Source organism: Streptomyces sp. NPDC085931 (genome assembly GCF_044540565.1).
Classification (GTDB): Bacteria; Actinomycetota; Actinomycetes; order Streptomycetales; family Streptomycetaceae; genus Streptomyces.
On record NZ_JBITSK010000002.1, the window covers coordinates 592,281 to 616,167 of the forward strand.

Consider the following 23,887-nt stretch of genomic DNA (forward strand, 5'->3'; position numbering starts at 1 on the left):
GGGTCGCCTACTTGTTGGTTTTGGGCAGGCCCGGCGGGTTGATCTGCGACTCGGTGACGGCCTCGTCGGACAGGCCCCAGCGCTGGAGCACCTTCGCGTACGTGCCGTTGTCGATGATGTGGTTGAGGGCGTCCGCGAGCGGCTCGACCAGGCCGCTGTCCTTCTTCGTGGTGGCGGCGATGAGCCCCTGGAGGGTGGCGCCCGCGCCGGAGTAGGTGCCGACGACCTCGGTCTTGCCGGTGGTGGCCGCGTGGTAGGCGGCGGTCGGGTTGGGGCCGAGGTAGAGGTCGATGCGGCCGGACTGGAGGGCGAGGTAGGTGTCGCTGTCGTTCTGGTAGTACTTGATGTCCACCGGTTCGCGGCCGGCCTTCTCGTTCTCCTTGCTCCACTCGACCAGCAGCTTCTCCTGGTTGGTGCCGCTGCTGACGGCGACGGTCCGGCCCGCCAGGTCCTCGGGGCCGGTGACCTTCAGGCCGCTGCCCTTCTTCGCCTCGAAGCCCAGGTTGTCCTCGCGGTAGGTGGCGAAGTCGTACTTCTCCTTGCGCTCCTCGGTGACGGTGATGTTGCTCAGGCCGGCGTCGTACTTGCCGCTGTCGAGGCCGACGAAGATGTTCTCCCAGGAGACGGTGTTGATGTGCGGCTTCAGGCCGAGGACGTCGGCGACGAGGTGGGCGAGGTCGGGTTCGACGCCGATGACGGTCTTGTTGTCGGTGGCGTGGAAGGTGAGCGGGGCGGCGGAGCCGGCGGAGGCGACGAGCTCCAGCGTGCCTCTCTTGCGGATCCGCTCCGGGACCTGGGCGGCGATGGAGTCGACCTTGCCGGTCCTGACGCGCTTCTGGTCCGGGCTGGTGTTGATCCTGACCGTGCTCTTGCCGCCGGGCGTGGCCGCGACCTCGGTCGTGCCGCCCTCCGAGGGGTTGGCGCAGCCGGCGAGGACGAGGGCGGTGGCGAGTCCGGCGGCTGCGGCGGCGGTGCGGCGGGCGGTGAGGGTGAGGGCCACGGTGGTGCTCCTTGCGTGCGGGACGGGAGGGAAGATCAGAGGACCTTGGAGAGGAAGGCGCGGGTGCGTTCGTGCCGCGGGGTGTCGAGGACGGCCGAGGGCGGGCCCTGTTCGACGACGACGCCGTCGTCCATGAAGACCACGGTGTCGGCGACCTCGCGGGCGAAGCCGATCTCGTGGGTGACGACGAGCATGGTGGTGCCGGTGCGGGCCAGGTCCTTGATGACGTCGAGGACTTCGCCGACCAGCTCCGGGTCGAGGGCGGAGGTGGGCTCGTCGAAGAGCAGCACCTTGGGTTCGAGGGCGAGCGCGCGGGCGATGGCCACGCGCTGCTGCTGGCCGCCGGAGAGCTGCCGGGGGTAGGCGCCGGCCTTGTCCGCGAGGCCGACCCGGTCCAGCAGCCGGCGGGCCGTCTCCTCGGCCTCCTTGCGGGGGCGGCGCAGGGCGGAGACGGGGGCTTCGACGAGGTTGTCGAGCACGGTCAGGTGCGGGAAGAGGTTGAAGTTCTGGAAGACGAACCCGATGTGGGTGCGCTGCCTGAGGACGTCCTTCTCCTTCAGCTCGTGCAGCTTGTTCCCCGAGCGGCGGTAGCCGATGAGTTCGCCGTCGATGCTGATCCAGCCGCGGCTGACCTTCTCCAGGTGGTTGATGGTGCGCAGCAGCGTGGACTTGCCGGAGCCGGACGGGCCGAGGATCACGGTGACCTCGCCGGCCCGGACCTGCAGGTCGACGCCGCGCAGCACCTCCAGCGGGCCGAAGCTCTTGTGGACGCCGTGGACGTCCACCATGACCTGGCTCATCGGCTGCCTCCCAGGGGTCCGAGGGTCTTCAGCGGGACGACGGGACTCTCGCGCCGGGCGGCGGCCGCGCGCAGGGTGCGCGTGAAGCGCCGGGCGCGCTGGAGCGGTGTCGGCGGCGGGGTGCGGTCGGCGCCCCTGGCGTAGTGGCGTTCCACGTAGTACTGGGCGACCGACAGCAGGGAGGTCAGCACCACGTACCAGGCGGTGGCGACCAGCAGCAGCGGGATCACCCGGCCGTTGCGGCCGTAGATGACCTGCACCTGGTAGAACAGCTCGCCGATGGACATCACGTAGACCACCGAGGTGCCCTTGAGCAGGCCGATGATCTCGTTGCCCGCCGTGGGCAGGATGGCGCGCATCGCCTGGGGCAGCACGATGCGCCGGATCTGCCGCAGCCGGGGGATGCCCAGTGCGGCGGCGGCCTCCAGCTGACCGTGGTCGACGGAGATGACGCCGCCGCGGACGATCTCGGCGGCGTAGGCGGCCTGATGCAGCGTCAGCCCGATGACGGCGGCGCCGATGGTGCCGATGAGGCTGTTGCTGTCGACGGACCAGAACACCGGCCCGAAGGGGATCCCGACGCCCAACTCCTTGTACAGGGCGCTGAGGTTGAACCAGAAGACCAGCTGCACGATCATCGGGATCGAGCGGAAGACCCAGATGTACGTCCAGGCGACGGTCTGCAGCACCGGGCTGCGGGACAGCCGCATGAAGGCCAGCACGGTGCCCAGGAGGAAGCCGAGGACGGTGGCGTAGGCGGTGAGCTGGAGGGTGACCCAGACCGCCTGCACGATGGTCTCGGACAGGACGTAGTCGCGGAAGACGCCCCATTCCCACACGGGGTTGGTGGCCAGGCCGTGCACGAACTGGGCGACCAGGACGGCAACGGCGGCCGCCGCGGCCCAGCGGGCGTAGTGGCGGGCGGGGACGACGTGCAGCGAGGCCGGATCGTCAGGGGCGGGCGGGGCGTCGGGGCGGACGCCGGCGGTGGCCGCGCCGGGGGGCGCGGTGCCGGTGGTGGATGCCATCGTGGTGTTCCTGCTCGACTCTCAGGCGTGCTCGGGCGGGTTGATGCGCGACGTCTCGATCGCGGAGGCGGAGGTGCCCCACTTCTTCAGGATCCGGGCGTAGGTGCCGTTCTCGATCAGCTCGTTGACGGCGGCCTGGAAGGCCTTGGTGAGCGGGGAGCCCTTCTTGAAGGCGAAACCGACGTCGAGGCGGTGGTACTCACCGAGGAACGTGGTCTGCGCTGCGGGCTGGGAGGCCTGGTAGCGCAGGCCGTTGATGGTCGACATGACGACGTCGATGCGGCCCTGCTGGAGGGCGGTGAGGGTCGCGGCGTTCTCCGAGTACACCTTCACTTCGTAGGGCTTCTTCCCGGCCTTGGCGCACACCCCCTTCTGTGCGGTGAGGGTCGTCTCGAAGGTGGTGCCGGCGCCGGTGCCGACGGTCAGCCCGCACAGCTGGGTGAGGTCGGTGACCTTCTTCAGCGCGGTGTTGCCCTTCTTCACGGCGAAGCCCTGGCCGTCGTTGATGTAGGTGACGAAGTCGATGGTCTTCAGCCGCTCGGTGGTCACACCGAAGTTGCCCGTGCCGACGTCGTACTTGCCGCTGCCGAGGGCGGGCAGGATCGTCTCGAAGGAGGCGTCCTGGCGGTCCAGCTTCACTCCGAGGACCTTGGCGACGGCGTCGGCGAGGTCGATGTCCTGGCCCGCGGGCGCCTTGTCCGGCCCGTTCGGGTAGTAGGCCCCGGGCGGGAAGCCGATGGAGCTGCCGACCCGCAGCGTGCCCGACCGGCGCACGTCGGCGGGCAGCAGGGCGGCGACGGCGTCCACCGTGCGCACGGAGGCGACCGGGTCGCTCGTGGGCGCCGGGGAGGCCTGGGCGCCGACGGCCGCGGTGCCGCCGCCGTCACCGGAGCCGCACGCGGTGAGCGCGAGCAGCGGCAGCAGCGCGAGGGCGGTGATGCCGCGCAGGCGGTCTCGGAGAGCGGGGGCGTTCACAGGTCCGTGGCCTTTCCGGTGGTGTCGGGCAGGTGTTTCTCGAACGGCAGCGGGCCGATGGTCTCGGGGTCGGCGGCGGTGTCGAACAGCGGTGTGTAGCCGGTGGCGAGGTACAGGCCGCGCGCCTCGGGCTGGCGGGGCCCGGTGGTCAGGTAGACGCGCCGGTAGCCGCGGGCGGCGGCCTCGCGTTCCAGCTCGTCGAGCACGCGCCGGGCGAGCCCGCGCCGGCGGTGCGCGGAGTGGGTCCAGATCCGTTTCAGTTCGGCCGTGGTGGCGTCGTAGCGGCGGAAGGCGCCGCCCGCGACGGGGTTGCCGTGTTCCAGCAGCAGCAGGAGGAGACCGCCGTGCGGCGGGGTGAACTCCTCGTCGGGGTAGCGGGAGATCTCGGTGTGGGCGTCCTTGCCGTAGCGCGTCGCGTACTCGTGGCCGAGTTCGCGCAGCAGGGGTCTCACCCGGCGGTCGGAGACGGGGACATGCACGACGGTCAGGTCCGCCGCCCGGGACGGGATGGGGGCCACGGAGGTCACGCGCCCACCACCGCCCGGGTCCGCTCCGCGCCCGCTGCCCGTTCGGCGTCGCGCCTGGCGACCTCCTCGCGGACCAGGGGGATGACGTACCGGCCGAAGTCGATGGCGTCGCCCAGCAGGTCGTAGCCGCGCGCGGAGAGGATGTCGACGCCGAGGTCGTAGTAGTCGAGGAGGGCCCGGGCGACCGTCTCCGGGGTGCCGACGAGGGCGTTGGAGTTGCCCGCGCCGCCGGTCGCGGCGGCCGTCGGGGTCCACAGGGCGCGGTCGTAGCGCTCGCCCGCCTCGGCGATGGCGAGCAGCCGCTGGGAGCCGGTGTTCTGCGGGGCGCCGGTGCGGTGGCGCCGTTTGAGCCCGGCCGCGCCCCGCTCCCGGATGGCGCCGACCGTGCGGTGGGCCTTCTCCCAGGCCAGCTCCTCGGTGGGGGCGATGATCGGGCGGAACGCCACCTGGATGCGCGGCACGTCGGTGCGGCCCGCGGCCCAGGCCGCGGCCTTGACGGCCTCGATCTGCTCGGCGGTCTTCTCCAGCGGCTCGCCCCACAGGCAGTAGATGTCGGCCTCGGCTCCGCCGGCGGCGTACGCGGCGGGCGACGAACCGCCGAACGACACGTTCGGGCGCGGCTGCTGGACGGGGAAGACGTCGCTGACGAAGTCGTGGAAGCGGTAGTGCTCGCCCTCGTGGTCGAAGGGCTCGTGGGTGGTCCAGATCTTCTTGACGATCCGGATGTACTCGCGGGTGCGGGCGTACCGCTCGTCCTTGGTGAGGGTGTCGCCCTCGCGGCCCTGTTCGTGGTCGTTGCCGCCGGTGATGAAGTGGACGGTCAGCCGGCCCTCACTGATCTGGTCGAGGGTGGCGAAGGTCTTCGCGGCGAAGGTCGGGTACGAGACGTTGGGCCGGTGGGCGAGGAGGAGTTGCAGCCGGTCCAGCCTGCTCGCGATGTACGCGGCGGCGGGCGCCGGGTCGGGTGAGCCGGAGCCGTAGGCGAACAGCACCCGGTCCCAGCCGTGGTCCTCATGGGCCCGGGCGAGACGGAGCGTGTACTCCTTGTCGAAGGCTGCGCCGGAGCGCGGGGTGGTCTCGGAGCCGTCGTTGGTGGCGGCGATGCCGAGGAATTCCACGGGCATGACAGTGGCCCTTTCGGGAGCGACCGCACGCAGGCATGGCGGAACCGCCGTGCGTGAGGGCAGGTATGACTGATCGTCAGAAAGAGGGGTGGTGCGAGTGTGACGACGCCGTGCGTCGGAGAAGGCTGGGGTGCGGCAGCGCGCGCAAGGAACGGAACTCGGCCCGCGACGGGGTCACCGAGGGAGGGAAGGGCCGGTCAGACGGCCCGCTGCCGAGTCAGGCGCAACACGCCGCGGACCACACCCGACCGAAGTCGATGTGGTCGCGCGAGACCAAGCGCTGCTGGGCATTCATGCGATTAATTCAGCAGTACATCGCGCTTCCCGTCAAGCAGTGCCCGGATGCCGGACCGCGTGATCCGGTCCGGGTACACGCTGTTGACACAGCGGTGCCGCCGAACCGTACGATCGTCGGCGGACGGCTCCGCCCCGCGCGGTGGCCGCTCCGGCCGCGTTGAGGGACGCGGCGTTCGTGACGACGCGGTTTCCCGGCCGCGCCGTGCCCGCGCTGCGGTGGTGCCGCCGCGCCGCACCGCGCGCCGCCGGGTGGTCACCCCCGCCTGCGACTCCCTCTCCCGGAAAGCCTCCTCATGGTCACACCGTCCGACGTCACGCCCGCCCCCGCCGCGACGCCCCCGCGGCCCGCCGGCGCCTCCTCCCCCTCCGAGTCGCCGCGGATCGTGCCGCGCCGCCGCCTCGGCCGCTGGGCCACCGCCGCGGCCGCGCTGCTCGTGTTCGCCATGGTGCTGAACTCCGTCGTCCGCAACCAGGCGTTCCAATGGGACGTGGTGGGGCGGTACTTCACGACCCCGGCCGTGCTGGACGGACTGCTGCTGACCCTGTGGCTGACCGGCGCGGTCATGGTGCTGGGCTTCCTGCTGGGCACCCTGCTGGCGGTGCTGCGCCTGTCGGGCAACCCGGTGCTGCGCACGCTGAGTTGGGGCTACGTCTGGATCTTCCGCTCCACTCCCCTGCTGGTGCAGCTGCTGTTCTGGTTCAACATCGGTGCCCTCTACCCGACGCTGGGGCTCGGCATCCCGTTCGGCCCGGAGTTCGTCACCGTCAAGACGGTCAACCTGCTGGGCCCGACCCTGACCGCCGTCATCGGCCTGACCCTGCACGAGAGCGCCTACGCCGCCGAAGTGGTGCGGGGCGGCATCCTGTCCGTCGACTCCGGCCAGACCGAGGCCGCCCAGGCGCTCGGGCTGAGCAGGCGCCGCACGCTGCGCCGCGTCGTCATCCCGCAGGCGATGCGCTCCATCGTGCCCACCGCGGGGAACATGCTGATCGGCACCCTGAAGGGCACCAGCATCGTCAGCGTGCTGGCCGTGCACGACCTGCTGTACTCCACGCAACTGATCTACAACCAGACGTACCAGGTCATCCCGCTGCTCATGGTCGCGACGCTCTGGTACATCGCGGTCACCAGCGTGCTCAGCGTGGGTCAGTACTACGTCGAGCGGTACTACGCGCGGGGCGACTCCCGTGCCCTGCCGCCCACTCCGCTGCAGCGGTCGCGGCACCGGCTCTCCGCCTGGCGGGCCCGTCTGAGCGCGGCGACGGCCGCCGACGCCCGCCCCGCGACACTCAAGTGACCGGACGTGACCGGTGGTTACCTTGGGTGACCGACGCCGGCCGGTGAGCGGTGTACCTCCGGCATCCGCGGGTCGGGCCGGGCCGGGACTCGTCGAACGCGCGCGGCGGGGCACCCGGGACGGCGAAGGGAAGGAGCCGAGATGAGCAGCCCTGACCGTGATCTGTCGCATCCGCTGGAACAGGTCACCGGAGAGAAGGACGTCCACCCCGAGGAAGAAGGGACAACGCCCGGCGACCGCGCCACCGAGAGTGACGACGGCCGCACGGAAGACGCACCGCCGGAGGCCTCCGAGGACACGGAAGCTCCCTGAGCCGACCGGCCCGCACCGGGGCGGGACGCCGTGAGGCGTCCCGCCCCTGGTCGTGCGCGCTCCGGGGCTGCGTATCCTCGTCCGGGGCGCCACCCCGTCCGGCGCGCCGGACGGGAGCGGGGCGCGCCCGGGCCCCCGCCGTGACCCCATTCACGGCGACCGGCTCCGCTTCCGTGCCAGGATGGCCCGGTGCATGCGGCCCCGGCGGCGACGGGGCGTGACGACGGTCGCCACCTTGAGGGCGGCCACCGTGGGTAAGCGAAAAGTACGACACAGAAACGATCAGCAACCGGAAGTTCTCTCACCTGCCCTAGGAACCATCATGATCATCCCGCTTAGGAATCAGGCGGCAGATGAACACCGTCTCCGTGCCGCCGGGCCCGTCCCTGCCCACCCCACGCGTTAGGAGACACACCGTGCTCCAGCTCATCGAACGCGACGGGGATCTGGCGGTGGCCGCTCTCGTGGACGACGTCGACTTCTTCACCAGCTCCGACCTGCGCAGCGCCGGCCACCGGCTGCTGGACGACGGCTGCCGCTACCTCGTCCTGGACACCTCACCGCTCGGCTTCATCGACTCCAGCGGCATCACCGTCCTGCTGGCCTTCTGGCAGCGGCTGCACACCGCGGACGGCGCCCTGGTCCTGGCCGTGCCCGACGAAGGCCTGCGCCGGCGCATGGACGTGCTGGGCCTGGACACCGTCCTGACCATCACGCCGGGGCTCGGGGAAGCCGTCACCCGTGCCCGGCGACTGCGGGCACGGGCCGACTCCCCCGGCCGGCGGCTCGCGACCGAGTCCGAAAGCGCCTGACGCGGCCGTCAGGACGGCTTCCCGGCCCGGTCGGACTCGCTGCGAAGGACGCAGAACTCGTTGCCCTCGGGGTCGGCCAGGACGGCCCAGCCGGTGCCGTCGGCATTCCGGTGATCGGCGACGAAGGTGGCCCCGAGGCCCAGCAGCCGTTCCACCTCCTCGTCCCGTGAGGTCTCGGGGCGCAGACACAGATGGAGCCGGTTCTTCACCGTCTTCGGCTCCGGGACCTGGTTGAAGTACAGCGCCGGGCCCTCACCCGGCATCAGCTGCGTCTCCCGGGCACCCGGCCGGTCGTCGGGATGGAGGGGCCGGCCCGTCACCCTGCTCCAGAAGCGGGCCAGTTCATAGGGGTCCGCACAGTCGATCGCCACGTTCTGCACTACCGAAACCATGACGGTGAGCCTTCCCGATCGCCCGGCCGAACGCCAGCGGGTCGCGCGCGCCGCAGCGCTCCTCTCACGCGACGGCGGTGCCCTCCAGCTCGATCATCAGCTCGGGCAGCGCCAGCCGCGTCACCCCGAGCAACGTGCTGGTCGGTGCCACCCCGGCGGCACCCAACCGCGCCGCCAGCACCCCGTAGTGCTGGAACAGCAGGTCGACGTCGGTGGTGTACACGTTGAGCCGCACGAGGTCGGCCAGGGTCATGCCCGCCTCGCCGAGCACGGCCTCCAGGTTGTCGAGGGCGAGCACGAGCTGCGCCGCCATGTCACCGGCGTGCTCGGGCTTGCCGTCGCCGCTCATCGCGGCCTGCCCGGAGCAGTACAGGGTCCGGGTCCGCCCGGTGACGACCTCGCCCTGGCTGTAGCCCATCTCCCCCGACCACGCCCACGGGTTGACCGTCGTCCGCTCCATCGCCACATCAGCTCCATTCGCTTCACCGGCAGTACCGTCCGCGGGCGCGGTGACGGCGGCGAGCCTCCGCCCCGGCCTCACGCACCCCAGCCTCCCCGCGAATGACGACACCCTTCGTCACGTATTTCCGTTAGCGTTCCGGCATGCGTGCCGACCGGTTGATCTCGTTGGTGCTGCTGCTGCGTCAGCGCGGCCGGATGACCGCCGCCGCGCTGGCCCGCGAGCTGGAGGTGTCCACCCGGACCGTGCTGCGCGACATCGAGGCGCTGTCCGCGGCCGGCGTCCCGGTCTACGCCGAGCGCGGCCGGCGCGGCGGTTTCGCGTTGCTGCCGGACTTCCGCACCGACCTCACCGGGCTCAACCACGACGAGGCGCTCGCCCTGCTGGTCGCCGGGTTCGGGCGCGGCGACCAGGTGTTCGGCCTGGGCTCCGCGCTCGCCTCGGCCATGCGCAAGGTGGTGGACGCCCTCCCCGAGAGTCATCGGGCCGCCGCGAGCGACGCCGCCCGGCGCATGCTCGTCGACCCGGAGACCGACCTGCTCTCGCGCCTGCCGGGCACCGAGGCGGTGCCCGGCACCACGATGGTCGTGGTGCGGCGCGCGGTGCTCGCCGGTCACCGGCTGCGCATCCACTACGCGGCCACCGACCAGGCGCCGCGGTGGCGCACCGTGGACCCGATCGGCCTGGTCACCGTGCGGGACCGGGGCTATCTGCTGGCCACGCGGGCGGGCGCGGACCGCACGTACCGGCTGTCGCGGATACTGACCGCCGAGGAGCTCCCCGAACCGGCGCGGCGGCCGGACAAGGTCGACCTGGACCGGATCTGGCGAGAACGCTGTGCGCAGTTCCTGTCCGACGGCGGTCACCTCGCCGTGTCGGTACGGGTGGTCCCCGCGCGGCGGGAGGACCTCGTGCGCACCGCGCTGGCCGTGCGCGCCGAGGAACCGGAGGCGGACGGCCGGCTGCGCCTGGAGGTGACGTTCCAGGACGCACGGCACGCCGAGTGGGCACTGTGGCAGCTCGCCGCGGACGTGGACGTCCTGGCCCCGCGGTCGTTGCGGGCCGCGCTGCGCGACCGCGCCGCCGCGATCGTCTCCCGCTACTCCCGGTCCACCTGAGCATCGCGCGCGGGCGCGAGACCGCGACGGGGCACCGACGGTCCGCCTCGCGCGCCGGGGGCCCCGTCGCGGTCGCGGGAGCGGAACGTGCGGCGGTAGGTGTCGGGGGGTACGCCGACCGTGCGATTGAAGTGCCGGCGCAGCGTGGTGGCGGTGCCCATGCCGGTGGCCGTCGCGATGGCGTCGACGGTGTCGTCCGTCGTCTCCAGCAGCACCTGCGCGTGCCGGATGCGCTGGGTCAGCAGCCACTTGAGCGGACTGGTGCCCGTCACCGCCCTGAAGTGGCGGCCCAGGTGGCGCGCGCTCATGCCGGCCCGGCGGGCCAGGTCCTCCACGGTGAGCGGGCGGTCCAGCCGCTGCATCGCCCAGGGGAGCAGCTCGGCGAGCGGGTGGTTGTCCGGGGCCGGGACCGGGGTGGTGACGAACTGGGCCTGGCCGCCGTCCCGGTGCGGTGGTACGACCAGACGCCGGGCCAGCGTGTTGGCGACCGACGAGCCGTGGTCGAGGCGGACCAGGTGCAGGCACAGGTCCATGGCGGCGGCCTTGCCGGCCGAGGTGAGCACGCTGCCCTCGTCCACGTACAGGACGTCCGGGTCCACCTTCACCCGCGGGTGGCGCCGGGCCAGTTCCCCGGTGTGGGCCCAGTGCGTGGTCGCGCGCCTGCCGTCGAGCAGTCCCGCGGCGGCCAGCACGAAGGCGCCCGTGCACAGGGAGGCCACACGGGCGCCCGCCGCGTGGGCGGCGCGCACCGCCTCGACCAGCTCGGCCGGCGGGTCGCGGTCGATGTCGGCCCAGCCCGGGACGATGACGGTGTCGGCGTGGGCGAGACGGTCGAGTCCGTGCTCGGGCTCCAGGCGGAAGCGCCCGGCCCGCACGGCGCCCGGCCCGCAGAGCGACAGGCGGTACCAGGAACCGTCCGCGCCGGTCGCCCCGGCTCCGAAGACCTCGCAGGCGAGGGCGAGTTCGAAGTGCAGCATGCCGTCGGTGACGGCCAGCGCGACGGTGGTCATGTCCGGAAGTGTATGGGGTATGGCGTTCCGGACACTCCTGGCGGTCCGCCGGGCCCCGCCAGGATGGGGGTGCCGAAGACCGGCGGATCAGTCGAGTGCAGGGGGATGTCATGGGATCGGGCCAGCGGGTGGCGGTGTTCGGCGCGTACGGGCACACCGGGCGTTTCGTGGTGGCGGAGTTGCGCGAGCGCGGGTTCGTCCCGGTTCTGTCCGGTCGCGACGCCGGGCGGCTCGGGGCGCTGGCGCGCGAGACCGGGCTGGAGGCCCGCACGGCCTCCGCCGAGGACGCGGCCTCGCTGGACCGCGCGCTGGCCGGCACCACCGCCGTGATCAACTGCGCGGGGCCCTTCGCCGTGACGGCCGCCCCGGTGATCGAGGCGGCCCTGCGCGCCGGGATCCCCTACCTGGACGTGGCCGCCGAGATCGAGGCCAACCTCGACACGTTCGCGCGGTTCGCCGAGCGCGCCCGGGACGCGAAGACGGTCGTCGTCCCGGCGATGGCCTTCTTCGGCGGTCTCGGTGACCTGCTGGCCACCGCCGCGATTGGCGACTGGGCCGAGGCGGACGAGGCGCACATCGCCTACGGGCTGAACAGCTGGCACCCCACCGAGGGAACGCGCACGGCGGGGGCGGTCTCCCGCCGGCGCCGCGAGGGCCGGCGGATCCGCTACAGCGGCGGACGCCTGGAGTACCGCGACGACGCCCCGCCGACGCTGGAGTGGACCTTCCCCCGGCCGGTGGGCCGGCGTGCCGTCATCGGGGAGTTCACGATGGCGGACGTCGTCACCCTCCCCAGTCATCTGCCGATCCCCGCCGTGACCACCTACATGACGGTCGAGGCGGTCCGGGACATCGCGGCCCCCGACACTCCGGCACCGGCCCCGGCCGACGCACACGGGCGGTCCGCCCAGACGTTCCTGGTCGACGTCGTCGTCCGCGCGGGCGGTGCCGAACGGCGTGCCGTGGCCCGCGGCCGGGACATCTACGCCGTCACCGCGCCCCTCGTCGTGGAGGCCCTGGACCGTGTCCTCACGGGGCGGACCCGGGCCGTCGGTGTGGTCTCCGCCGGCGAGGCCTTCGACGCGCCCGGCTTCCTGCGCGCGCTGGCCCCGCACATCGACGTGGACCTGCCCCGGTGACGCGCGGGCACCGCAGGGTGAACGCCCGGCCGGTTCGTGCCGGCCGGGCGCTTCTCGCGTGCCGTGCCGCTCCCCGGACGAGGGCGGCGGCTCTGTGGGTCAGCGGGTCAGCGGGGCGACTGGTCGGAGTAGCTGAAGTCACCCACCGTCCAGGCGCTGACGTCCTCGATCGCGACGCGGTACATGCCGCCGGTTTCCGGGATGCCCACGGTGCCCTGGATGATCCGGGCGACGTGGAAGTGCAGATGCGTGGGCGGTCCGTCCTTCTTCTCGGGGACGGCGAACACAGCGGAGAACTCGCCCAGATGGGCGGAGTCCGTCAGCACCTCCGACACCCGCTGCCTCCACACGGCTTCGGGGGCCAGGCGACCGGTGATGACGGCACCACCGGTGACCACCGTCAGGGACATCTGATTGCTCTGCCCGGACTCCACCAGGGAGGCGATGGCAACGATCAGCTCGTCAGGCTTCGACATGGGATCGAATCTTATGCACTCGCCCGCACGGGCCGCTCGGGCCCCCGCGCGGCGGGGCGGGACACGTCGCGCGTGTGACCGGGGTCACCGCCGGCCGGGCAGCGGCCGGCGGTGACCCCGGGTGACCGCCGGCCGGGCTGCCGCCGGTGTTCCTGTTCGGCCGGATGCCGTCTGTTCACGGCCGGGGCGGCGCCCCTAGCGTGTGCGGCCTTCGCGTTGTGGGGGTCCGGTGAACGCTCTCCGTGCGGTTGTCGTCTGCCTGGTGATCGCGTGTGCCGCGGTGGTGCCGCCCGCCGCGGCGGTGACGCCGGGCTGGTCCGCGCTGCCGGTCCCGCCGGCGGCGGCCTCGCCCGTGACCGTGTCCGGCCTCGCCGCGCGGGGGCCGGACGAGGCGTGGGCGAGCGGGTACGAACACGCCGTCGACGGGCTGCGGCCGATGCTGTACCGCTGGGACGGGGTGGCGTGGAGCCGGGAGACGTCCTTTCCCGGTGCCGGTGACGTGGGCTGGTTCGGTGAGGCGCAGTTCGTCGGCGAGGAGGTGTGGTTCCTGCGCGACCGTGCCGGAGTGAAGGAACTCCTGCGCCGGTCCACGGGCGGGTGGCACACCGTGGCGCTGCCGCGGACGCTGTGGACGTACCAGGACTTCGCCGCGGTGCCGGGCGCCGCATGGGTGGCGGGCGAGGACGACACCGGCCCGCAGGTGCTGCACCACGACGGCTCGCGCTGGATTCGGCAGTCCGTCCCGGACGGCGTGCTGTACGTCATGGGCATCACCGCGCGGTCCGCCACCGACGCCTGGGCCTGGGCGGACACCGCCACCGGGTCGGCCGTCCTGCACTGGGACGGCACGGCGTGGCGGGACGCGCGGGTGCCGCTGCCGCCGGACGGCAACGTGCACACGATCCTGCCGGAGGCGTCGGGCCGGGTCACGATCGGCGGCAGCCGGTACGACGACGGCGTGGCCCGCACCTACCTGACGACCGGGAACGGACGCGTCTGGCACACCGTCCACCCGCCGCTGGGCGACACGTCCACGCAGGCCCTGGTGCGCGGCCCGGACGGCGCCCTGTGGCTGCCGGTGCGCAGCGACCGCGCCTTCCGGTCGAGGTACGCGCGCGTGGACGGGCCGCGCACCACGTTCTCCTACGGCCCGGAACGGCAGGACGCGATCGACGTCAGGCCGCGTGCGCTGGCCCGGGCCGGGTCCCTGCTGCTGTCCTTCGGGACCGTCGAGATCTACGGCTCGAAACCGAACCTGATGAGCGAGCGGCTGGGAGGCCGGTCATGACACGCCGTTCCCTCGTCTCGGTGCTCGCCGCCGCCCTGACCCTCCTGGCCCCCTGGGGCCCGGCCACGGCCGCCGGCACCCGGTCCTGGCAGCACGTCCCGGTTCCGGGGCCGGTGCGTCCCCAGGCCGGGCTGAACGACGCCGTGGCGTTCGGGCCGGACCTGGCCTGGGCGGTGGGCACCGACGCGGTGGGCCGTGAGGCGCCGGGCTTCCCGCTGCTGCTGCGCTGGGACGGAACCTCGTGGCAGCGGCAGAGCCTGCCCGGGGCCGGCCGGCAGGGAGAGCTGCTGTCCGTCGCCGGGGTCTCGCCGTCCTCCGTCTGGGCGGTCGGCCGCGACGCGGCGGGCGCCCCACGCCTGCTCCGGTTCGACGGCCGCGGCTGGTCGGAGAGCCGCCCGCCGCGCGGTGTCGTGCCGGCCCGGGCCGTCGCCGGCGGCGGGGAGACCTGGCTGATCGGTGCACGAGACGGCGCCCAGGCGCTGCTGCGCCGGGACGGGCGCGGCTGGCAGGACCTGCCGGTGCCGCCGGGTTCGGTGTACGGCCTGCACATCCTGGCGGGCGACGACGTGTGGGCCGCGGGCGCCACCGACGCGGGAGCGGCCGTGTCGCACTGGGACGGGCGGGAGTGGCGGCAGACGATCGTGGACGGGTTCCCGCGGGCGGCCGTGGGCAGTGTGCTGGCGGTCTCGCCGACCGAGGTGTGGGCGGGCGGCACGGCCGGGTTCGTGGGCGGTCCGGCCGGGCGTCCGGTCCCGCCGCTGCTGGTGCGCTTCGACGGGCAGACGTGGAGCCGGGTGAGCGTGCCCGTCGACTTCGGCTCGATCAGCTCACTGGTCCCCGCCGCGTCCGGTGCGCCGGTCTGGGTCGCGGTGTCCCGCTCGCAGAAGTGGGGCCCGCCGGGCAGCACCCCGCCGCTCGTCCCCGGACCGGACTTCCTCGCCTGGGACGGGCAGGCGTTCCACGCGTACGACGAACCGGCCGTGCCCGGGGAGGGCGACTCCCCTACGCTGCGGCTCGCACCGGTGCCGGGTACGGAGACGGTGTGGTCGGTCGGCCGCGCCGCAGGGCCGGAGAACACGTTCGCGCCACGCGTCCTCCGGTTCGGCTGAACCCGGATCCGCAGGCCCTCCTCACGAGGCACCCGCCCCGCGAGAGCGTCACAGGTCACAGGTCACCGCTCACCGCTCACCGGTCGATCGCACGGCACACCTCCGCCACCAGGGCGTCGGCGTCGTCGAGCAGGGCGGCGAGCGTGTCCGGTGTGGTGCCGGGCGACGCGAACAGGGCGTGGGCGCGCGGGGCGAAGCCGGCAGGGGTGGCGGCGAGTTCGCCGGCGGCGCCGACCGCTCCCTTCTCGTTGAGCACCCAGCGCCCGGCGTGGGCGTGGAGGGCGTGCACGAGCAGCCCGACCGCGCGGAAGAGGCAGCCGGCGACGTAGAAGGCGTCACCGCGGGCCGCTCCCTTGCGGGCGGCGGCCAGGATGAACGGCGCCTCCCAGCGCGCGTTGCCGATCAGCGCCTCGCGCAGCGGCTCGGGATAGGTCCGGGTCTGCTCCTGCAGGGCCCGCAGCTCACCGTGGGGGTCGGCGAGGATCCGCCCGAGGGCCACCTCGCCGGCGTAGGCATGGGAGTACACGCCCAAGGGGTGGCCGGGCTGGGCGCCGATCTCGACGTGCCCGGCGCGGCACTCGCGCCAGACGCGGTGGACCCGGTCGAGATCCCGGTAGATCCAGTCGACGCGACGGCCGTCGACGGTCAGCCAGCCGCCGCCGTCCACCCAGGGCCCCCAGCCGCCCGGTTCGGTCACCTCCGTCGGCTCGCCGGTCAGCTCGGTCGCGAGGGCGCGCAGGGCGGCCGTGTCCAGGGGTGGCCGGTAGTACAGGCCCAGGTCGTAGTCGGAATCGGGCCGGTGCGTTCCGCTCGCCCGGCTGCCGCCCAGGCTCACCGCGACGACACCGGCGACCCCGGTCAGACGTCGCGCGATCTCCGTCAAGCGCTCCACGCCCCACAGGTAGCAGAGGCCGAGCGGTGCCCGCGACCGAAATACCGCGCCCGGCGTCCGGCGTCCGGCGTCCGGCGTCCGGCCGGAGAACGGGGCGGACGCCGGTGGGGTTCACACGGTTGCGGGATGCGGCCGTCAGGGGCGGGGGCGCAGGCCCGGGCCGCCCGGGGGGCGGCCGGTGAGGTTGGTGATCAGTTCCGTGCACAGGTCGCGGAGCTTGATGTTCCGGTGCTGTGAGGCGGCGCGCAGGATGGCGAAGGCCTCGTCCGCGGTGCAGCCGCGCTGCCCCATGACCACCCCCATGGCCTGGTCGATGACGCCACGGGACCGCATGGCCGTCTGCATCTGCTCGGCGAACGCCTCCGCGTCGGCGATGCGCTGCGCCAGCGCGATCGCCCCGGTGGCCTGCGCGGCCAGCGAACGCAGCGCGCTCAGATCCACGTCGTCGAACGCGTGGGCCGGGCCGCCGTAGAGGTTGAGCGCCCCGACGGTGTGCGTCCGGGCGGCGATCGGCAGGGAGACCGAGGAGCGGATCCCGCAGGCCGCGGCGTAGGCCGGGTAGTCGCCCCAGCGCTTCTCCGTGAGCATGTCCCGGACGAAGACCTCCCGGCCGGTACGGGCGGCCTGCAGACACGGGCCGTCGTCCTGGCCGTACTGCCGCTCGTCCAGTTTCGGGGCCGGCGGTCCCGCGCTGGCCACGGTGACCGGCCGGTGATCGCGCTCGACCGTCACACCGGTCCCCTCGGCCGGGGAGAGGTCCAGCGCCGCCTCGGCCAGGGACTGCAGGAAGTCCTCCAGCGAAGCCGTCTCCAGGAGCCACTCCATGACGGAGGCGCCGACGGAGTCGTTGTCGTGGGCGTGGTCAGAGGTCACCGCGTGCTCCTCCGGGTGGCCGGCGGCCCCCTCGTAGGCGTCGTGTCGTGGGCCAGGCCTTTGTGACCACCCTACGCCCCGCTCACGCGGCCGCCCGGATCCAGCCCTCGGGTGCAGCGGATCGAGCGGCAGCTCCAACGTCCTGGAGGGTCACGCGCCCGGCACGCTGCTCGCCGGCCTCGCGCTGACCGGACCGTCGCCCGGACAGGGTCTTCCGGCCCCGAGCGGGTCCGCTCGACGGGTGTCCGGGGTGAGCCGTGCGCCGGCCCGGGACGCTGCCTCCTCGCCGCCGGAGCCCGTCCCGGGCGCGCACTCCGGCGTCGGCGGCCGCGGGGATTCCCGCGGCCGCCGTGCGGTGCCGGTCCGGTGGTCAGGTGTCCGGAGGTGCGGCGGTCCGGAGGTCAGGAGGTGCGGGAGGCCAGGTACTCCTCGACGCCCGGCGCGGTGTGCGCGTCCTCCACGTTCACCGCCGCGCCGACCGCCTTGGCGTCCGGCTTGTGCACGTACGTCGCGGTGCTCGCGGGCTGCGCCTTGTCGGAGAAGTTCTGCGCGGTGCCGAGGCCGACGTCGACCGCGGACTGGGAGCGGTGGGCCTTGATCACGTCCTCGCGGGCGAGGCTGCCGCTCTCGCAGGCCTTCTTCAGGTCGTTGCCCAGCAGCTGCGCGGCGTTGTAGCCGGACAGCACGCCCGAGTCCACCAGGGAGCCGGGGTACTTCTTCTGGTAGGAGGCCACCATCTTGCGCACCCCGGGCAGGTCGGAGCTGACCGCCGGCGCGGCACTGACCACGTTGAGCAGGGCGGTGAGGGCGGGGGCGGCCGGCGTCTTCATCAGCTGCGGGGCGTAGCCGGGGGCGCTGCTGACGACGGGCACCTTCAGGCCGCGTGAGGCCGCGACTCCGACGAGGGACGCGGTCTGGGCCGGCCCGGCGCTGATCAGGATCGCCCGCACGCCCTCCTTGCGCAGCGCGGAGACCTGCGCGGACAGATCGGTGTCCGTCGCCTTGATCTTCTGCCCCACGACCTTCAGGCCGGCCTTCTTCCCGGCCCACCGCGCGCCTTCGAGCGCGTTGGCGCCGTAGTCGCCCTCGAAGTAGACGTGTCCGATCGTGTCGCCCTTCTTCAGGCCCTTGGCGCGGGTGAGGAAGTCGACCGCGGCGATCATGTCGATGTCGTAGGTGGTGCCCAGGACCTGGACGGCGTCCCGGTCGAGCAGGGAGGCGGCCCAGGCCTGCGGGAAGGTGAGGACCTTGTCCCGCTCGATGTCGTCGAGCAGCGCCGCCATCACGGGCGAGCCGATGACCTGGGGCAGCGCCACGACGTCCGTGGACAGGTCGGCGTAGGCGGTGACGGCCTTCTGGACGTCGTAGCCGTGGTCCTTGACGACGATCTCGACGCGGCGGTCGCAGATGCCGCCGCGGGCGTTGACCTCGTCCGCCCACATCTGCTGGGCCTGCACGATGCTCTTGCCGAGGGTGGCGTAGGGGCCGGTGAGGTCGGTGAGGGCGCCGAGCCTGATGGTCTTGTCGGTCACGCCGGGACCGGCCTTGACGCCGTCGGCGCCGTCGCCGGCGCTCTTGGAGTCCGCCTTGGAGCTGCATCCGGTGGCGGTGAGCAGCAGGGCCGCCAGGGCCGCGGTCAGGAGCGTCCTGGGGCGTACGCGGTGCGTGCGGTGGTGCGTGGAGGTCACGGGGTGGGCTCCTTGGCTCGTGCGGACGGCGCGGGTGAGGGTGTCGGGGAGGTGGTGGCCGTGGGGCGTGGGGCGGGGCGGCGGCGCAGGCGGGCGCGCAGGCGGCGGACCAGGCCGTGCAGCCCGTCGGGGGCGAACAGCAGGATCAGGACGATGGCCGCTCCGTAGAGGTAGCGGGCGGCCTCGGTGGGGCCGACCGTGCCGCCGGTGGTACCGGGGGCGGCCACCAGGGGCAGTTGGTCGGCGTAGCGGGTCATCAGCAGGGGCAGCGCGGTGACGAAGACGGCACCGGCGGTGGCTCCGGCGACCGAACCCAGACCGCCGATGACGATCATGGCGAGGTAGTCGACCGACAGGACGAGTCCGAAGTAGTCGGGCACGACGCGGCGGAACGAGAGGGCGATCATCACCCCGGCGAGGCCCGCGTACATCGACGAGACGACGAAGGCGGCCGAGCGGTAGCGGGAGACGTCCACGCCCATGACGGCGGCGGCGGTCTCGCTGTCGCGCAGGGCCACCAGAGCGCGCCCGGGACGCCCGCGGAGCAGCCCGCGGGCGGTGAACCAGGTGAGGGCGAACAGGGCGAGCCCCAGGTACCACAGCCGTTCCTCGGCCCCGAACGGCACGCCGAGCAGGGTCAGTTCGGAGTCGGCGGAGAAGGAGAAGCCGCCCAGTTCCAGCGGCGGCACCGAGCGGCCGTTGAAGCCGCCGGTGACGGAGTCCGCCGTGAGCAGGACGTGGTGGCCGAGGAAGACCAGGGCCAGAGTGGCGACCCCGAGGTAGACGCCGCGCACCCGCCCGGCGACGGGGCTGAACAGTCCGCCGGCCGCTCCGGCCAGCAGGACCGCGAGCACGGCGGCCACCGCGGTCGGCAGCCCGGGGCCGGGCTCACCGGCCAGCCAGACGTAGCCGTAGGCGCCGACGGCGAGGAAGAAGGCGTGGCCGAGGGAGAGCTGACCCGCCGTGCCGGACAGCAGGCCGAGGCCGACCGCGCCGACGGCGGCCGCCATCGAGAACAGGCCGATGCGCAGCCAGAACGCGTCCAGGTAGAAGGGCAGCGCGCACAGGACGACGACGGCCGCGACGGTCCGGCCGAGGCGCGCGGCACCGGTACGGGTCCCGGGGAGCCGGTCAGACACGGACCGCCGCCTTTCCGCCGAACAGGCCGGTGGGCCGCACCAGCAGGACCAGCACCATCACCGCGTAGGGGGCGACGTCGCCGAACCCCTCCCCGAGGACGTGCAGTTCGGACTGGTAGCCGGCGACGAGCGCCTCGGTCATGCCGATCAGCAGGCTGCCCGCGAGGGCGCCGGGCGGCGAGGCCATCCCGCCGAGGATCGCCGCCGGGAACGCCTTGAGGGCGATCTGGCCGGTGGTGCGCTCCAGGCCGGGCGCGGGGAACGCGGCGAGGAAGACCGCCGCCAGGGCCGCGAGCGCTCCGGCCAGGCACCAGGCGAGGGTGCGGATGCGCACCAGCCGCACGCCCATCAGGGCGGCCGCCTCGACGTCCTCGGCCGAGGCGCGCAGGGACAGGCCCCACGACGTGTACCGGAAGAGGGCGAAGACACCGGCGATGACGAGGGCGGAGACGACGATCGCCGCGATACGGCTGTCCGCGACGGTCACCGGTCCCAGGCCGCTGACCGAGTCGCCCCACGGGTCGCCGAGGGAGAGCAGGTCCCCGCCGATGCGCCGGGACAGGTCGGTGAGGATGAGGATGTCGACGCCGATGGTGACGATGGTCTGCACGTGGGCGGCGTGCGGGTCCGCCCGGCCGCCGGCCTGGAGCAGGAAGCGGTCCATGGCACCGGCCACGGCCGCGGTCACCAGTACGGACAGGGCGAGGGCGCCGGCGAAGCCGAGGTCGTCGTGGAGGACGGCGGTGAGGTAGCCGCCGAGCAGGAGCAGGGAGCCGTGGGCGAAGTTCATGACGCCGGAGGCCTTGAAGATGATGACGAAGCCCAGGGCGACCAGGGCGTAGACCGCACCGAGGGCCAGGCCGTTGAAGACGTTGTCCAGGAGGGTCGTCATGCCGCGTCCTCCGCTCCGGCGCCGCCGGTGCCGAGGTAGGCGCGCAGCACCTCCGGGTCGCGGCGGACGTGGTCCGGGGTGCCGTGGGCGATGGCGCGGCCGAAGTCGAGGACGGTGACCTCGTCGGCGAGCCGCATCACCAGTCCCATGTCGTGCTCCACCAGCACGACGGACAGGCCGAGTTCGGCGCGCACGGCGTGCACGACCTCCACCGTGCGGGCGCGTTCGGCCGCGTTCATCCCGGCGACCGGCTCGTCGAGCAGCAGCACGCTGGGCTCCAGGCAGAGGGCGCGGGCGAACTCCACGCGCTTGCGGTCGCCGTAGGAGAGCAGGGCCACGGGGTGGTCGAAATGGGCGGCCAGGCCGGTGAGTTCGGCGATCTCGCGGGCGCGGTCGAGGTGTGCGCGCTGTTCGCGGCGCGCCTGCGGCAGGCGCAGGGCGCTGGCGGTGAAGCCGGCCCGGGACAGGGCGTGGCGGCCGAGCATCAGGTTGTCGGCGACCGTGCCCTGGGTGGTGACGATGTTCTGGAAGGTGCGGGCGACGCCGAGGGCGGCGATGCGGTGCGGGGCGAGGCGGGTGAGGTCGGCGTCGCCGAGCCGTACGGTGCCGGTGGCCGGTCGGCACAGTCCCGACAGGACGTTGAAGCAGGTGGACTTGCCCGCCCCGTTGGGTCCGATGAGTGCGTGGACGGAGCCCGGGGCGACGGTGAAGGACACCGTGTCCAGGGCGGTGAGCCCGGCGAACCGGACGGTCACGTCCGTCACGGTGAGTTCGGGTGGTGCGGTGGTGCGGACGGTCACGCGGCTCCCTGCCCCTCGGTTCTCGTGGCGGTCCGCGCGGTGTCGGTGCCTTCGGTGGTCACGGGTGTCCCGGTGGTGGTTGCGGCGCCTTCGGTGGTCTCGCCCAGGTACAGCCGCTTCACGGCGTCCGTGCGGGCGAGTTCGCCGGCCGGACCGGAGAGCCGGACCTCGCCGACCTCCAGGACGTGCGCGGTGTCGGCGAGGGACAGCGCCATGCCGGCGTTCTGTTCGACGAGCAGGACCGCGGTGCCCTGGGCGTTGATCTCGCGGACGACCTCGGCGATCCGGTGGACCATCTGCGGGGCGAGGCCGAGGGAGGGTTCGTCGAGCAGCAGCAGGCGCGGCGCGGCCATGAGGGCCCGGCCGATGGCGAGCATCTGCTGCTCGCCGCCGGAGAGCAGCCCGGCGGCCTGCCGGGTGCGTTCGGCCAGGCGCGGGAAGAGCGTGAAGACCCGGTCGCGGGCCTGCGCGACCTGGTCCGGGCGGCGCCGTCCGAGGCCGAGGCCGCCGGTGCGCAGGTTCTCGTCGACGGTGAGGCCGGCGAAGACCCGGCGTCCTTCGGGGACCTGGACGACTCCGGCGCGTACCGCTGCGACCTGGTCGCGTCCGTCGAGTTCGGTGCTGCCGTAGCGGATGCGCCCGGCCGTGATCGCGCCGCGGTGCAGGCGCAGGGTGCCCGACACCGCCCGCAGCAGGGTCGTCTTGCCCGCGCCGTTGGCGCCGAGGAGGGCGACGACCGTTCCGTGCGGGACGGTCAGGGTCACGGAGCGAAGGGCGGACACGGCGCGGCCGTAGGTCACGTCGAGGCCCTCGACGCGCAGGGCGGGCTCTTCGTCCGGTGGTGCTTCGGGCATCACGGCTCCTCGGGTCCGTGCCGTCGGGCACGGCTGCTTCGGGGGAAGGGCAGCCCACGACAGCACGGGCGCGGACGCGCGGTACAGGCGTTCGGACCGGGTGGCTGCGCGCTCCCAACCCGGATCGCCGGGGACTGTGCACCTGCCCAGCCCCGCACCCGGCGCCGCGCCCGGCCCCGCACCCGGCCCAGGGGTGCCCAGCGTCCGGCCGACGGCCGGGTGCGTCCCACCGGCGGACGGGCCGGGGCCGGGCGGGGGTCAGGTGTGCAGGAGACGGTGTGCCGTCAGGGCGAGGCTGATGTCCACCACGTCGAGCGGGCGGGCCAGGGAGCGGCCGATGAGCTGCTCGCAGCGGCGCAGCCGGTTCAGGACGGTGTTGCGGTGGCAGTACAGCCGTTCACCGGCGCGCTGCGCGGACCCCTCGGAGTCGAACCAGGCGACCAGGGTGTCGAGCAGCACGTCCCGGTCGGCCGGTTCCAGCCGCAGCAGGGGCCCGAGCACCCGCTCGGTGAGGGTCGCGCCGAGTTCCGGGCAGGAGATCACCAGCGCCTGGGGCAGGTGCTCGGCGAGCCTCACCGTGCCGCCCTCGGGCGGGCAGATGCCCAGGGCCAGATCCGCCAGGCGCCGGGCGTCGCCGACCGAGGCCAGCCCCGTCACGGCGCTGCCGACGCCGATGCGGCAGCCGGCCGTGACACCGTCGCCGGGCAGGCCGAGTACGACCGCGGGGTCCCGGTCGTCCTGCCCGTCCCCGGTGTCGCCTGCCTCCCCGACCAGGACGATGCCGTAGTCCACCTCCGCGCCCGCGTGCCAGTACGCGCCCGCACCGGTGGCGCCCACCCGGGTCCGCAGGCCGGTGGGCCCCTGCGCACGGACGCCGGCGACCGCGACGACGACGTACCGGCCGTGTTCCGGCAGCCCCAGCCCGTCGGCGGTCTCGGGCAGGTCGGCGATCCGGCTGGTGCCGTCCAGGAGGGCCGCCGCCAGCAGACGCACCCGGTTCTCGCGCCGCCAGGCGAGCTGCCGCTCGGTCTGCCGGTAGGCGTCGGCCACGAGGGTGCAGTGCTCGTCGACGAAGTTCCAGACGTCGGTGGCCACGTGCACCAGCAGGCGGATGTCCTCCGGTTCCGCGCGGGCGGTCTCCTCGACCAGCCGCTGCCACACCAGGGATCCGCCCAGCCGGAACGCGTGCAGCAGCGCGTCCAGCGGCAGCCCCTGCTCGGCCCGGGTGGCACCGATCCGCCAGGTGCAGCGGTGCGCGGCCTCGCGGGTGCCGCGCGGGTCGAGCAGCGAGGTCACGCTGTGCCGCAAGGAACGGTGGGTCTCCTGCCAGGTGGCGGCGTGGTCGTTCTCCAGCACGGTCCGGTACGCCGGTTCCTGCTCGCGCAGGACCACCAGCAGCCGGTCCGTCAGCTCCGGCAGCTCGTCGAGCAGCACCCGGGCCGCCCGGTGCAGGACGCGCAGCGCGTCGGCGTCGATCAGCGACCGGATCCGCCGTGTCCGCGGCTGCGGAACGGGCGCCGGCCCGGTGCGGAACGTCGTGCGTGTACGTGCGGCAGGATGCATCGCGGTCCTCCCCCAACTTCG

The 23,887-nt window shown here is 73.5% G+C and carries 25 protein-coding genes; 7 read left to right on the forward strand and 18 right to left on the reverse strand.

The window, feature by feature from the left end; genetic code table 11:
* Nucleotides 1–7 precede the first annotated feature (7 nt).
* Genes ACIGAN_RS05540 through ACIGAN_RS05565 form a run of 6 tightly spaced genes read right to left on the reverse strand, consistent with a single transcriptional unit; the run spans nucleotide 8 to nucleotide 5,454 of the window.
* Nucleotides 8–1,000, reverse strand: coding sequence for an ABC transporter substrate-binding protein (locus ACIGAN_RS05540; RefSeq protein ID WP_399855090.1), 993 nt, complete (start codon nucleotides 998–1,000; stop codon nucleotides 8–10).
* A 35-nt stretch (nucleotides 1,001–1,035) separates the two neighbouring features.
* Nucleotides 1,036–1,800: an amino acid ABC transporter ATP-binding protein gene (locus tag ACIGAN_RS05545; RefSeq protein ID WP_311686141.1), complete on the reverse strand. Its 765-nt coding sequence runs from the start codon at nucleotides 1,798–1,800 to the stop codon at nucleotides 1,036–1,038.
* Nucleotides 1,797–2,828, reverse strand: coding sequence for an amino acid ABC transporter permease (locus tag ACIGAN_RS05550; protein WP_311686143.1), 1,032 nt, complete (start codon nucleotides 2,826–2,828; stop codon nucleotides 1,797–1,799). The genes ACIGAN_RS05545 and ACIGAN_RS05550 overlap by 4 nt, the downstream gene beginning before the upstream one ends.
* 21 nt (nucleotides 2,829–2,849) lie before the next feature.
* Complete coding sequence (locus ACIGAN_RS05555; RefSeq protein WP_399855093.1) at nucleotides 2,850–3,803, reverse strand: ABC transporter substrate-binding protein; 954 nt, start codon at nucleotides 3,801–3,803, stop codon at nucleotides 2,850–2,852.
* A complete protein-coding gene (locus ACIGAN_RS05560; RefSeq protein ID WP_399855096.1) occupies nucleotides 3,800–4,330 on the reverse strand; it encodes a GNAT family N-acetyltransferase in 531 nt (176 codons plus the stop codon). The genes ACIGAN_RS05555 and ACIGAN_RS05560 overlap by 4 nt, the downstream gene beginning before the upstream one ends.
* Nucleotides 4,327–5,454 carry an LLM class flavin-dependent oxidoreductase gene (locus tag ACIGAN_RS05565; RefSeq protein WP_399855098.1) on the reverse strand — a complete coding sequence of 376 codons (1,128 nt, stop codon included), beginning with the start codon at nucleotides 5,452–5,454 and terminating at the stop codon, nucleotides 4,327–4,329. Before ACIGAN_RS05565 ends, ACIGAN_RS05560 begins: the two co-directional genes overlap by 4 nt.
* 590 nt (nucleotides 5,455–6,044) lie before the next feature.
* On the opposite strand from ACIGAN_RS05565, the gene ACIGAN_RS05570 reads away from it, so the two are divergent.
* The 3 genes from ACIGAN_RS05570 (at nucleotide 6,045) to ACIGAN_RS05580 (ending at nucleotide 8,173) form a co-directional block, all read left to right on the forward strand.
* Nucleotides 6,045–7,049 carry an amino acid ABC transporter permease gene (locus tag ACIGAN_RS05570; protein WP_365740028.1) on the forward strand — a complete coding sequence of 335 codons (1,005 nt, stop codon included), beginning with the start codon at nucleotides 6,045–6,047 and terminating at the stop codon, nucleotides 7,047–7,049.
* Nucleotides 7,050–7,190: 141 nt separating this feature from the next.
* On the forward strand, nucleotides 7,191–7,361 hold the full coding sequence (locus tag ACIGAN_RS05575) for a hypothetical protein (protein WP_365740027.1): 171 nt from the start codon (nucleotides 7,191–7,193) through the stop codon (nucleotides 7,359–7,361).
* Nucleotides 7,362–7,777: 416 nt separating this feature from the next.
* Entirely contained in the window at nucleotides 7,778–8,173 is a 396-nt protein-coding gene (locus ACIGAN_RS05580) for an STAS domain-containing protein (protein WP_365088413.1), read from the forward strand.
* Between the two features lie 8 nt (nucleotides 8,174–8,181).
* Here the strand turns inward: ACIGAN_RS05580 and ACIGAN_RS05585 are convergent, their stop codons facing one another.
* Both ACIGAN_RS05585 and ACIGAN_RS05590 read right to left on the reverse strand, forming a co-directional pair.
* The gene (locus tag ACIGAN_RS05585) at nucleotides 8,182–8,565 is read right to left on the reverse strand and encodes a VOC family protein (protein ID WP_365740026.1); all 384 of its coding nucleotides are present in this window, start codon (nucleotides 8,563–8,565) and stop codon (nucleotides 8,182–8,184) included.
* A gap of 64 nt (nucleotides 8,566–8,629) precedes the next feature.
* Entirely contained in the window at nucleotides 8,630–9,025 is a 396-nt protein-coding gene (locus ACIGAN_RS05590; RefSeq protein WP_399855101.1) for a RidA family protein, read from the reverse strand.
* 143 nt (nucleotides 9,026–9,168) lie between these two features.
* On the opposite strand from ACIGAN_RS05590, the gene ACIGAN_RS05595 reads away from it, so the two are divergent.
* Nucleotides 9,169–10,143: a helix-turn-helix transcriptional regulator gene (locus ACIGAN_RS05595; RefSeq protein ID WP_399855103.1), complete on the forward strand. Its 975-nt coding sequence runs from the start codon at nucleotides 9,169–9,171 to the stop codon at nucleotides 10,141–10,143.
* Here ACIGAN_RS05595 and ACIGAN_RS05600 read toward each other — a convergent pair.
* The gene (locus ACIGAN_RS05600) at nucleotides 10,125–11,153 is read right to left on the reverse strand and encodes a helix-turn-helix domain-containing protein (protein ID WP_399855105.1); all 1,029 of its coding nucleotides are present in this window, start codon (nucleotides 11,151–11,153) and stop codon (nucleotides 10,125–10,127) included. The genes ACIGAN_RS05595 and ACIGAN_RS05600 overlap by 19 nt on opposite strands.
* Before the next feature lie 110 nt (nucleotides 11,154–11,263).
* On the opposite strand from ACIGAN_RS05600, the gene ACIGAN_RS05605 reads away from it, so the two are divergent.
* Nucleotides 11,264–12,292, forward strand: coding sequence for a saccharopine dehydrogenase family protein (locus tag ACIGAN_RS05605; protein ID WP_399855108.1), 1,029 nt, complete (start codon nucleotides 11,264–11,266; stop codon nucleotides 12,290–12,292).
* A 107-nt stretch (nucleotides 12,293–12,399) separates the two neighbouring features.
* On the opposite strand, the gene ACIGAN_RS05610 is transcribed toward ACIGAN_RS05605, so the two are convergent.
* Nucleotides 12,400–12,768, reverse strand: coding sequence for a hypothetical protein (locus ACIGAN_RS05610; RefSeq protein ID WP_365088423.1), 369 nt, complete (start codon nucleotides 12,766–12,768; stop codon nucleotides 12,400–12,402).
* Nucleotides 12,769–12,997: 229 nt separating this feature from the next.
* On the opposite strand from ACIGAN_RS05610, the gene ACIGAN_RS05615 reads away from it, so the two are divergent.
* Both ACIGAN_RS05615 and ACIGAN_RS05620 read left to right on the forward strand, forming a co-directional pair.
* Nucleotides 12,998–14,056 carry a hypothetical protein gene (locus tag ACIGAN_RS05615; protein WP_399855110.1) on the forward strand — a complete coding sequence of 353 codons (1,059 nt, stop codon included), beginning with the start codon at nucleotides 12,998–13,000 and terminating at the stop codon, nucleotides 14,054–14,056.
* Complete coding sequence (locus ACIGAN_RS05620) at nucleotides 14,053–15,165, forward strand: hypothetical protein (RefSeq protein ID WP_399855112.1); 1,113 nt, start codon at nucleotides 14,053–14,055, stop codon at nucleotides 15,163–15,165. Before ACIGAN_RS05615 ends, ACIGAN_RS05620 begins: the two co-directional genes overlap by 4 nt.
* A gap of 76 nt (nucleotides 15,166–15,241) precedes the next feature.
* Here the strand turns inward: ACIGAN_RS05620 and ACIGAN_RS05625 are convergent, their stop codons facing one another.
* From ACIGAN_RS05625 to ACIGAN_RS05660, 8 genes are all read right to left on the reverse strand, one after another.
* Nucleotides 15,242–16,057, reverse strand: coding sequence for a nucleotidyltransferase domain-containing protein (locus tag ACIGAN_RS05625; RefSeq protein WP_399855115.1), 816 nt, complete (start codon nucleotides 16,055–16,057; stop codon nucleotides 15,242–15,244).
* A 135-nt stretch (nucleotides 16,058–16,192) separates the two neighbouring features.
* Complete coding sequence (locus ACIGAN_RS05630; RefSeq protein ID WP_399855117.1) at nucleotides 16,193–16,930, reverse strand: GAF and ANTAR domain-containing protein; 738 nt, start codon at nucleotides 16,928–16,930, stop codon at nucleotides 16,193–16,195.
* A 401-nt stretch (nucleotides 16,931–17,331) separates the two neighbouring features.
* Nucleotides 17,332–18,618, reverse strand: a complete 1,287-nt coding sequence (locus ACIGAN_RS05635; protein WP_399855120.1) for an ABC transporter substrate-binding protein — start codon at nucleotides 18,616–18,618, stop codon at nucleotides 17,332–17,334.
* The gene (locus ACIGAN_RS05640) at nucleotides 18,615–19,757 is read right to left on the reverse strand and encodes a branched-chain amino acid ABC transporter permease (protein ID WP_399855122.1); all 1,143 of its coding nucleotides are present in this window, start codon (nucleotides 19,755–19,757) and stop codon (nucleotides 18,615–18,617) included. Before ACIGAN_RS05640 ends, ACIGAN_RS05635 begins: the two co-directional genes overlap by 4 nt.
* On the reverse strand, nucleotides 19,750–20,649 hold the full coding sequence (locus ACIGAN_RS05645) for a branched-chain amino acid ABC transporter permease (protein WP_365745133.1): 900 nt from the start codon (nucleotides 20,647–20,649) through the stop codon (nucleotides 19,750–19,752). Before ACIGAN_RS05645 ends, ACIGAN_RS05640 begins: the two co-directional genes overlap by 8 nt.
* Nucleotides 20,646–21,449, reverse strand: a complete 804-nt coding sequence (locus ACIGAN_RS05650; protein WP_399855124.1) for an ABC transporter ATP-binding protein — start codon at nucleotides 21,447–21,449, stop codon at nucleotides 20,646–20,648. Before ACIGAN_RS05650 ends, ACIGAN_RS05645 begins: the two co-directional genes overlap by 4 nt.
* Complete coding sequence (locus tag ACIGAN_RS05655) at nucleotides 21,446–22,303, reverse strand: ABC transporter ATP-binding protein (RefSeq protein ID WP_399855127.1); 858 nt, start codon at nucleotides 22,301–22,303, stop codon at nucleotides 21,446–21,448. Before ACIGAN_RS05655 ends, ACIGAN_RS05650 begins: the two co-directional genes overlap by 4 nt.
* 258 nt (nucleotides 22,304–22,561) lie before the next feature.
* On the reverse strand, nucleotides 22,562–23,866 hold the full coding sequence (locus ACIGAN_RS05660; RefSeq protein ID WP_399855129.1) for a PucR family transcriptional regulator: 1,305 nt from the start codon (nucleotides 23,864–23,866) through the stop codon (nucleotides 22,562–22,564).
* Nucleotides 23,867–23,887: the final 21 nt, after the last annotated feature.